The following is a 9,114-nucleotide window of genomic DNA, read 5'->3' on the forward strand; positions in this document are numbered from 1 at the left end:
TCCAATCCCACAGGGTTCAACCGTCCGGATGGCGCCGGCTACCGGTTCTTCGCGAACTTCATCCTCGCCACGGACCCGCGCAACGCCACGCTGACAGCGCGGATGATGACGGCCATGCGGTCGTTCCAGTCGCTTGAAGCCGGCCGGCGCGAGAAGGCGCGGGCGGAGATTGAACGCATTGCTGGCCAGGAAGACCTTTCCCGCAACCTGCGCGATATCGTCAACCGCATGTTGAAAAGCTGACGAAGGGCTTGCAAAAAAGTGCGTTCGGAGTCCTTGCCTTCGTAACCCATAACGCTAGCAGGTCGCCAATTACGGGCGACCTGAGGGATCGCGAACACAAAAAAGCCTTTTTATGCTTATGGTTAACAAAAGGTTCCCGCCAAGCGCTGGACAAGGCGAATCACGTTTGATTCACTAGGGCAGATTCGCAAAGGCGGTTTGCCGAATCACACGAGGGAACCAGACCAATGAAGAGATCGGACATGTGGGAACGCCCCACAGTCAACGGCAAGTTGCGCGCTCATGCGGGAACACAGCGGGCTTTCACCGCGGCGCAGCAGACGGGATTTGTCGGCCTCGGCGGCTTCAGTCTGATTGAACGGCCGGCCATCGAACGGCTCCTCAAAAAGTCCATTCCCCTTCTCATCATTGCCTTTCTCATCAGCGTGGCCGCGGCGCGCGGCCTGTCGCTGATGTCGAGCCATGAGCGGATGGAAGATGCCGTCCGCCAGGCGACCGAGTTGACCTCGGCCATGGCGCTCGCCTCGCTCGAGGACGAGCCTCGGCTTTTCGATCCGGCCAGTGCAACCGAAACCGCTCAGGAGTTGAACGCCCTTGTCGCAGCCGGTTCCGACACCGACCTGGTGGTGATCGACACGACGGGCGTGGTGCTTGCCGCGACCGGCGCCAGCGCGAGCCTGACCGGACGTCCGCTTGCCGCCGTCTTTCCCGAACTGACCTCCGCGCGCCCCAGCCGTTCGTCAGGCGGCGTCGTGGAAACGCATATCAATGGCGTGCCGTATCAGGTCTCCATGCATCTGGCGGGCAGCGATGGCGGCATGGTGATCGCGCTGCATTCGATGCAGGCGATGAACGCCCTGTGGCGGGCGGAGATCAACCTCAACGTCACGCTGTTTGCGGCGATGGCGCTGCTGCTGCTGGTGGTGGTCTACGCCTATTACGCCCAGCTCAACCGCGCCGATCACACCGCCGAACTGATGCTGGAAAACGAGGCGCGACGCGACGGGATGCTGGCCAATGGCGAAACGGGCCTCTGGTCATTCGATCCGCAGACCGGCCTTACCTTTCTGGATGGCTCCGCCGCATTGGCGCTCGGTCTGGGTTCGACGCCGCGACAGCTTGACCACAAGCAAATGCTTGCGCTGATCCACCCCGACGATCGCCGCGGCTTCTTCCGCAGGTTTGCGCCGGCGGACACCGGGCTGATTGAGGCGAGTTTACGCATTCGCCAGCATGACGGTCGCTACACCCGCATCGATATCCGCGCCCATGCCGGCCAGACCGACGGCAGGATCGCGGTCAGCGGCACGGCGATCCGCACGGCCAGCGCAAGCCGGCGGGAAGTCGAGACGGCCACGAAGCGCGCAAGCCTGTATCAGGCCGCCTTCGACGCCATGCCGCAGGCGCTGGCGCTCTGGGGCAAGGACGGACGCCTCGAGCTTGCGAATGCCAGCTTCGCCGCAGCCTATGGCGTGGACGGCAGTGCCCGTCGCGACAGCCTTGTCGCCGACGATGCCGTGGTGGTCCGCCGGATTTGCGGCGAAGACGCCGTGTCGAGCGAGGTCAGAACGCCGGCCGGACACTGGCAGGCGGTGAGCGAAAGCCGGCTGCCGGATGGCGCGCTGCTGACCGTCGGCTCCGACATCACCGCATTCAAGAGCGATGAATGCCGCCTTCAGGGCGAACAGGCGCGGCTGCGCGAAAAGGTCGCCGCCCTTGCCGCCGCGCGCCGCAGGCTGGAGCTGAAATGCGCCGCGCTCAACCGGGCGCTCGGCCGCGACATCCCGGTTCGCTACGATCAGGAAGGCGAGCTTTCGTCCGAAAGGGCCAGCCGCACAGCGGGGACGATCATCCGCAGGACCGTGGCGTAACGCCGGTCACGCCAGCGGCAAAAGCTTTTTGAAGATCGCGCGCACCTCATCAGCCGTATTGGTGATCATCGCCTCCAGCGCCTCGATATCAGGGCAATCCGAAAGTTTGCAAAGCCGGTCCAGAAGCCCTGCCGGCGCGGTATCGGGCTTGAAGCCGGTGTTCAGGCAGGCGCGCGTGAGCTGGGCGATATCGGTATAAAGCGCCAGCGCCTTTCGGCAGGCTTCGAGATCACCCGCATTCATGAACTCCGGCCCGAACCGCACCAGCACGTCATCCGTGCTCATCGCCTCGCCGCCGCCGGCCTTTTCGCGCGGCTGGTCGGAGCCGAGGTGGCAGAACTGGGCGATGAATTCGATATCGATCAGGCCGCCCGCAATCAGCTTCAGGTCCCAGATGCTTTTCGCCGGTTTGTCGCGCTCGATTCTCGCCCGCATTTCCGCGATATCGTGCGCCAGCGTTCCGCGATCGCGCGGCTTCACCAGAACCGCATCAATGACGGCGGCCGCGTCCTTCATCAGCGATTGATCACCGCACAACGGATGGGCGCGCGACAGCGCCATATGCTCCCAGGTCCAGGCGTCGTTGAGCTGATATTTCTCGAAAGCCGCAAGACGGGTGGCGAGAGGTCCGGCATTGCCGGAGGGCCTCAGCCGCATGTCGACCTCGTAGAGCACGCCTTCGGCGGTGGGTGCGCTGAGCGCGGCCACCAGCCGTTGGGTCACGCGACCGAAGTAACGCGGGGCGTCGAGCGATTTCGGGCCGTCGGAGGAGCCGAGCGGGTCGTCACAGTCGTAAAGCACGATCACATCGACATCCGAGCCGGCGGTCAGTTCCGCGCTGCCGAGCTTGCCCATGGCAAGCACCGCGACCCGCTGCCCCTCAAGCTTGCCGTGGGACTGTTCGATTTCTGACAGCACGCCGGCCAGCGCCTCTTCGATCGCGAGCGTGGCCAGCACGGTCAACGCCCGGCCGGCGGCAAAACCACCGGTCGCGCCGGTCAAAAGACGGATGCCGATGAGGAAACGCTGTTCGGCGGTGAATATCCTGAGGCGATCGAGCCGCTCCTCATAGATTTCAGCGCCGGCCATGAAGGCTTCGAGGCGGCCTGCTAGATAATCGCGCGTGGGAATTTCGGTCAGCAGCGCCGGATCGAGCATGCCGTCGACGATATGGGCGCGCGCCGCGATGATTTCGGCAAGGCGCGGGGCGGCGGACATGATCTCTACGAACAGCAGAAGCAGGTTGGGATTGCTCTTGAGCAGCGAGAAAAGCTGGATGCCCGCCGGAAGGCCGGAGAGGAAGCGGTCGAACCGAAGCAGCGCCTCATCCGCGCGGCGACTGGCGCCAAATGCTGCCAGCAGATCGGGCATGATCTCGGTCAGCCGCTGGCGGGCCTTGGTGCTCTGGGTGGCGCGATAGCGACCGTAATGCCAGGTGCGGATGATGCGCGCGATATCGGCCGGCCGTTCGAAGCCCAGTTTCGAAAGCGTCTCGAGCGTGCCGGGGTCGTCGTCCTCGCCGGTGAAGACGAGATTGCCGGTCTCGCCCGACAATGTCAGTTCCTGCTCGAACAGACGGGCATAGCGCTTTTCGACGGTCTTCAGGGTCGCCACCAGCGCCTTTGCGAAGTCATCAGTCGTCCGCAACCCGCTCATGCGCGCGATCCGCAGCAGTTCGGCGTCATCTTCCGGGAGAATATGGCTCTGTTCGTCGCGCACCATCTGGATGCGATGCTCGACATTGCGCAGAAACCAGTAGGCAGATTTCAGCTCATCGGCGGTCTGCCTGTCGACCCATCGGGCCTCGCACAAGGCGTCAAGGGCATCGACTGTGCGACGGCAACGCAATTGCGGCATCCGCCCGCCGGCAATCAATTGCTGGGTCTGGGCGAAGAACTCGATCTCCCGAATGCCACCGCGCCCGAGCTTGACGTTGTGGCCATGCACGGCGACGAGGCCGAAACCCTTGTGCGCGTGGATCTGCCGCTTGATCGAATGGATGTCGGCAATCGCCGCATAATCGAGATATTTGCGGAAGATGAAGGGCGCCAATTCGGCAAGGAACGCCTCGCCCGCGGCAATGTCGCCGGCGATCGGCCGCGCCTTGATAAACGCGGCGCGCTCCCAGTTCTGGCCGCGGCTTTCATAGTAGATCAGAGCCGCCTCGACAGGGATCGCAAGCGGCGTGGAGCCGGGGTCCGGGCGCAGGCGCAGATCCGTGCGGAACACATAACCATCGCCGGTGCGCTCCTGAAGGATGCGCACAAGCCGGCGCATCAGCCGCGGAAACAGCTCCCGCGCATCGTCGGGATCGATGATGATCGCGGCTTCAGGCTCGAAGAAGACGACGATATCGATGTCGGAGGAGTAGTTGAGCTCGTTCGCGCCGAGCTTGCCCATGCCGAGCACGACGACCCCGGAGTTTTCCGAAGGGTCCTCTGAGGATAGCAGCCTGATCTTGCCCTCGCCGGCCGCGGAGACGAGCAGATGGTCCAGCGTTGCGGCCACGGCGGCGGCGGCGAAGCGGCTCAGGAGATCAGTGGTGACTTCGGCCGGGAACATGCCGCCGAGATCGGCGAGCGCGGTGAGGAAGGCAACGCGCTGCTTGGACTGGCGAAGCCGCTTCATGATCTCGCCATCGCCCTGCGAACCGCCTTCGGCGATCCAGGCAATGCGCGCCTTTTCGATTTCGGCCTCGATTTGCGGGCCGATCGGCTCATCGATCCCGCCAAGCAGGTCAGGCCGTGAACGGAAGGTGTCGTGTAGAAAGGGTGACAGCGTGAAAGCGGCCATGAGAAAGGCGGTCAAAGGGGCCTCGGCGTCGGCGAGGACGGCCGGAAGTCCGTGACTTTCGACCGCTTCGGCGAGTTCGCCCGCCGCTTCCCTGGCTGCCGCCTCGTCCAGTGCAAATATGCGCCCTGCCGCACTGTCGGCCAAACGACCGTCGATCTCCTGCATAGCTTCCTCCGCAACGTCTTTCCTCCGCCTTAGCATTGACGGAGGGGAAGCAAAAGCCGCTCAACGCGAAGGATTGCGTACGAGCGGGAAGCGAAGGAGCGCGGCAAGGCCGCCATAACCCGGAACATACTCACCGGCCTCGGCGAGCACGAACTTGCCGCCATGCATATCGGTCACCGCATCAACCATGGAGAGGCCAAGGCCGGTACCTGGCTTGGTGCGACTTTCATCCAGACGGAAGAACCGCCTTTTGACATCCTCGATGCGATTGGCGGGGATGCCCGGACCGTTATCGGCGACCATGAACACGGCATCCGCGCCCTCGCGTTTGAGCGACAGGTAGATGCGCGGCTCGTTCTCCGAGGCCGAGGCGTATTTTATGGCATTGTCGAGAAGATTGAAAATCGCCTGCCCGATGAGCTCCCGGTTGCCGTTCACCGAAAGATCCTGCTCGATTGCGATTTCCAGCGTCATGCCCGCTTCCTCGGCCACCGGGCCGTAAAGCTCGGCGCTGTCCTCGACGATCGCGGAAAGGTTGACCGGCGACATCTCCGCCGCAACCGCGCCCGCTTCAACGCGGGAGATCATCAACAACGCATTGAAGGTTCGGATGAGTTGGTCGGATTCGGCGATAATGCCTTCGAGCGAGGTGCGCCGCTCCTCCGGGTCCTCGGCGGCGGCAGCATCGGCCGCCTTGTTGCGAAGGCGGGTGAGCGGGGTCTTGAGGTCGTGGGCGATGTTGTCGGAAACCTGCCTCAGCCCTTCGTTGAGACGGACGATACGGTCCAGCATCAGGTTCAGCGAATTGGAGAGACGGTCGAATTCATCACCGGAACCGGTTACGGGAAGGCGCTGGGACAGATCGCCAGCCATGATCTTGCCGCTCGCCGACGACATCCTGTCCATGCGCTTCAACGCGTTGCGACCGATAGCGAACCAAATCACCAGCGCCCCGACGCCCATGATGATGAGGGCAAGAAGCAGCGCCTGCCTGACGATGATGTGCAAACGTTCGGGGTCGCCCAGATCGCGACCGATCATCAGCTTCATGCCGTTGTCGAGCACGATCACATAGCCGATCGCAAGGCTGTAGCGGTCGCCCTTGTTGTTTTCGGCAAAGCCTTCATAGCGGAAAGGCGTATCGAGCCACCCTGAATGCGCGAGTACGCCTGGTTCCAGCGAGGCCACGTTGCTTGCCAGGATTTCGCCCTGCGGACTGGCGATGACATAGAGATTGGCGCCGGGCTGGCGGGCACGCCGTTCGATGGTGTTGAAAAGCCGGCGAATGCCGCCATTTTCGAACGCAGCATCAAGCTGGGCAATCTCGCGATGGAGCGAATCCCGCATCTGCCGCTCAACCAGACTTTCGGAGACGGCGGTGACATAAAACACCATCACCGCCGCGCAAAGCCCGAACAGCAGAATGTATACGGCAGAAAGTCGCACCGCCGTCGACTTGAACAGAAGCTTCAGACGCCCCTTCATGCTCTAGGCGTCATGCTTGATCATGTAGCCGGAGCCGCGAATGGTCTTCAGCAGGGGTTTGTCGAAATCCTTCTCGATCTTCGAGCGCAGACGCGAAACATGGACATCGATCACATTGGTCTGCGGATCGAAATGATAATCCCAGACATTTTCCAGAAGCATGGTGCGGGTAACGACCTGGCCGGCATTCTTCATCAGATATTCAAGCAGGCGATATTCGCGCGGCTGAAGCATGATCTCACGGCCCGCGCGGCGCACCTCGTGCGAAAGACGGTCGAGTTCGAGATCGCCGACCTTGTAGAGCACATCCTGATCGGGCGCGCCCTTGCGCCGGCCCAGCACTTCGACGCGGGCGAGAAGCTCGCTGAAGGCATAAGGCTTGGGGAGGTAGTCGTCGCCCCCTGCCCTGAGGCCCGTGACCCGGTCGTCAACCTGACCGAGCGCGGACAGAATCAGCACCGGCGTATTGATGCCGCGCGCCCTCAGCGCCGATATCACCGAAAGGCCGTCGCGACGCGGCAACATGCGGTCGACAACAAGGACGTCGTACTCATTCTCGCTCGCCATGAACAGGCCGCTCTCGCCATCGCCGGCATGCTCACAGGCAATGCCGGCCTCGCGAAAGGCCTTGGTCAGATAGGCGGCTGCCTCCAGATCGTCTTCGATGACAAGAACACGCATGCCGGGGACCATATCGCCATCCGCCTCGGTGTGACAAGCAGGCTCAACCGGCTCTTTGGAAAACATGTTGCGTCTCCTGAAACGGAAAAGGCGCATGCTTCCGCAATGCGCCTTTTCCTATGCTTAAGGGGATCAGCCGGCGTCTTCGGCGTCGGTTTCCGTGGGCAGCGCGGTGAACATGCTGCCGTTTTCGGTTTCGACCTGGAACAGCGCCTGCTTGCGGCCCTGATCGGCGGCATCCTTGACCTGCTTGATGATGTCCTCAGCCGAGCTGACTTCCTTGTTGTTAACGCTCAGGATCTTCTGTCCCGTCGCCAGACCCTTGGTCGCGGCGTCGGAGTTCGGGTCCACCGCCGTAACCGTCACGCCCTTGCCGTCATCGGCGGGGCGAACCTCGATGCCGAGTTGCGTCATCAGCGAGCTTTCCGTCGGCCCGCTAAGGCCATCGGCAGCGGCGAGTTCATCCTCAGTCGGGAATTCGCCGAGCTTGACGTCGATCGTCTGGGACTTTCCATCACGCCAGACCGACAGCTCCACCTCGTCGCCCGGTTCCATCATGCCGATCATACGGGAAAGCGAACGGGCATCCTCGATGACGTCGCCATTCACGGCGGTAATCACGTCGCCCTGCTTCAGACCCGCCTTGGCGCCGGGGCTGTCGCTCGTCGGCTCGGAGACGAGCGCGCCTTCCGGCTTCGCAAGTCCGATCGATTCCGCGATGTCTTCGGTGACGGGCTGAATACGTACACCGAGCCAGCCGCGCTCGACCACGCCATCCTGAATGAGGTCCGCAACGACGTCCTGGGCCAGATGCGCGGGAATGGCAAATGCAATGCCGACATTGCCGCCGGACGGCGAGAAGATTGCAGTGTTGACGCCAACGACTTCACCGCTGAGGTCAAACGTCGGACCGCCGGAGTTGCCGTGGTTCACCGCGGCATCAACCTGAATGTAGTCGTCGTAGGGACCGGAGGCGATATCGCGACCAAGGGCGGAAACAATGCCCGAAGTGACTGTGCCGCCGAGGCCAAACGGATTGCCGACCGCGACAACCCAGTCGCCAACGCGCAGGTTCTGATCGTCCGCGAACTTCACGTAAGTGAACTCGCGATCGGCATCCACCTTGAGCACGGCCAGATCGGTGCGGGGATCGGTGCCGATCAACTTTGCATCATACTCGGTGCCGTCATCCATACGCACGGAGAATGCGTCACCTTCGCGCACAACGTGGTTGTTGGTGACAAGGTAACCGTCTTCGGAGACAAAGAAGCCCGAGCCTTGCGCAACCGGACGAGGACCGCCCTTGCGCGGCTGCGGCGGCGGAGTGGGCTCGTTCGGCGCGCCGAAGTCATGGAAGAAACGCTTGAGGGGATGGTCATCGGGGAGATTGTCGAAACCGCGGCCGCCAAATCCGAAGCCGAAGCTGCCATCCTGCTGGGCAACCGGCTGAACGTTGCTCTCAACGACCACGGAGACAACCGCAGGCGAGACCGCTTCGACGACATCGGCAAATCCCGGGACTTCCGGAGCCTGAACATGGACGGGATCCGCAAGCGCTTCCGTCACCGTCAGGGGAGCGCCGGCCGAAAACAGCACGGCTGCGACGCCTGCAGCTGCCGAGGCTTTCAAGAGTGACCTGAACTTGTTTGGTCCGGTGGGCTGCTGGAACATGGGTCTGCTTTTCCTCTGGTGTCGATGGTTGAATAATTTCATATCGAATGCAGAGGACTATAAAAGCTCGGACCTTACAAAACACTGTCCGCCAGATGACGGTTTGTTAATGGTCGTCCGTCTCGGACAAAATCTTCTCCAGTCGCAACTCCTCATCGCGGGACAGCGGCCTGTCAGCGCCGCGGCGAGCGGCGGCAAGCCGCCA

6 protein-coding genes are annotated in these 9,114 nt (G+C 62.6%); 2 read left to right on the plus strand and 4 right to left on the minus strand.

Going from position 1 to position 9,114, the window contains the following annotated elements; all coding sequences use genetic code 11:
- Together B4E36_RS04015 and B4E36_RS04020 are read left to right on the plus strand one after the other, a co-directional pair.
- On the plus strand, positions 1-243 hold a 243-nt coding region (locus tag B4E36_RS04015), incomplete at its 5' end, for an aminopeptidase N C-terminal domain-containing protein (protein ID WP_345900007.1).
- Between the two features lie 227 nt (positions 244-470).
- Positions 471-2,114 (plus strand): PAS domain-containing protein, encoded by a 1,644-nt coding sequence (locus B4E36_RS04020; RefSeq protein ID WP_292054524.1) that lies wholly within the window; start codon positions 471-473, stop codon positions 2,112-2,114.
- Positions 2,115-2,120: 6 nt separating this feature from the next.
- On the opposite strand, the gene B4E36_RS04025 is transcribed toward B4E36_RS04020, so the two are convergent.
- From B4E36_RS04025 to B4E36_RS04040, 4 genes are all read right to left on the minus strand, one after another.
- The gene (locus B4E36_RS04025) at positions 2,121-5,072 is read right to left on the minus strand and encodes a bifunctional [glutamine synthetase] adenylyltransferase/[glutamine synthetase]-adenylyl-L-tyrosine phosphorylase (protein ID WP_292054526.1); all 2,952 of its coding nucleotides are present in this window, start codon (positions 5,070-5,072) and stop codon (positions 2,121-2,123) included.
- Positions 5,073-5,132: 60 nt separating this feature from the next.
- The gene (locus B4E36_RS04030; protein ID WP_292054529.1) at positions 5,133-6,557 is read right to left on the minus strand and encodes a sensor histidine kinase; all 1,425 of its coding nucleotides are present in this window, start codon (positions 6,555-6,557) and stop codon (positions 5,133-5,135) included.
- A 3-nt stretch (positions 6,558-6,560) separates the two neighbouring features.
- Complete coding sequence (locus tag B4E36_RS04035) at positions 6,561-7,250, minus strand: response regulator transcription factor (protein WP_292054750.1); 690 nt, start codon at positions 7,248-7,250, stop codon at positions 6,561-6,563.
- 120 nt (positions 7,251-7,370) lie between these two features.
- A complete protein-coding gene (locus tag B4E36_RS04040) occupies positions 7,371-8,909 on the minus strand; it encodes a Do family serine endopeptidase (RefSeq protein WP_292054531.1) in 1,539 nt (512 codons plus the stop codon).
- Positions 8,910-9,114: the final 205 nt, after the last annotated feature.

This window comes from Martelella sp. UBA3392 (genome assembly GCF_002358775.1).
GTDB classification, from domain to species: domain Bacteria; phylum Pseudomonadota; class Alphaproteobacteria; order Rhizobiales; family Rhizobiaceae; genus Martelella; species Martelella mediterranea.

Bases quoted from the DNA above. Each gene is read 5' to 3' on its own strand.
- B4E36_RS04040 (WP_292054531.1), bottom strand. From the start codon at position 8,909: ATGTTCCAGCAGCCCACCGGACCAAACAAGTTCAGGTCACTCTTGAAA.
- B4E36_RS04025 (WP_292054526.1), bottom strand. From the start codon at position 5,072: ATGCAGGAGATCGACGGTCGTTTGGCCGACAGTGCGGCAGGGCGCATA.
- B4E36_RS04035 (WP_292054750.1), bottom strand. From the start codon at position 7,250: ATGGTCCCCGGCATGCGTGTTCTTGTCATCGAAGACGATCTGGAGGCA.
- B4E36_RS04020 (WP_292054524.1), top strand. From the start codon at position 471: ATGAAGAGATCGGACATGTGGGAACGCCCCACAGTCAACGGCAAGTTG.
- B4E36_RS04030 (WP_292054529.1), bottom strand. From the start codon at position 6,557: ATGAAGGGGCGTCTGAAGCTTCTGTTCAAGTCGACGGCGGTGCGACTT.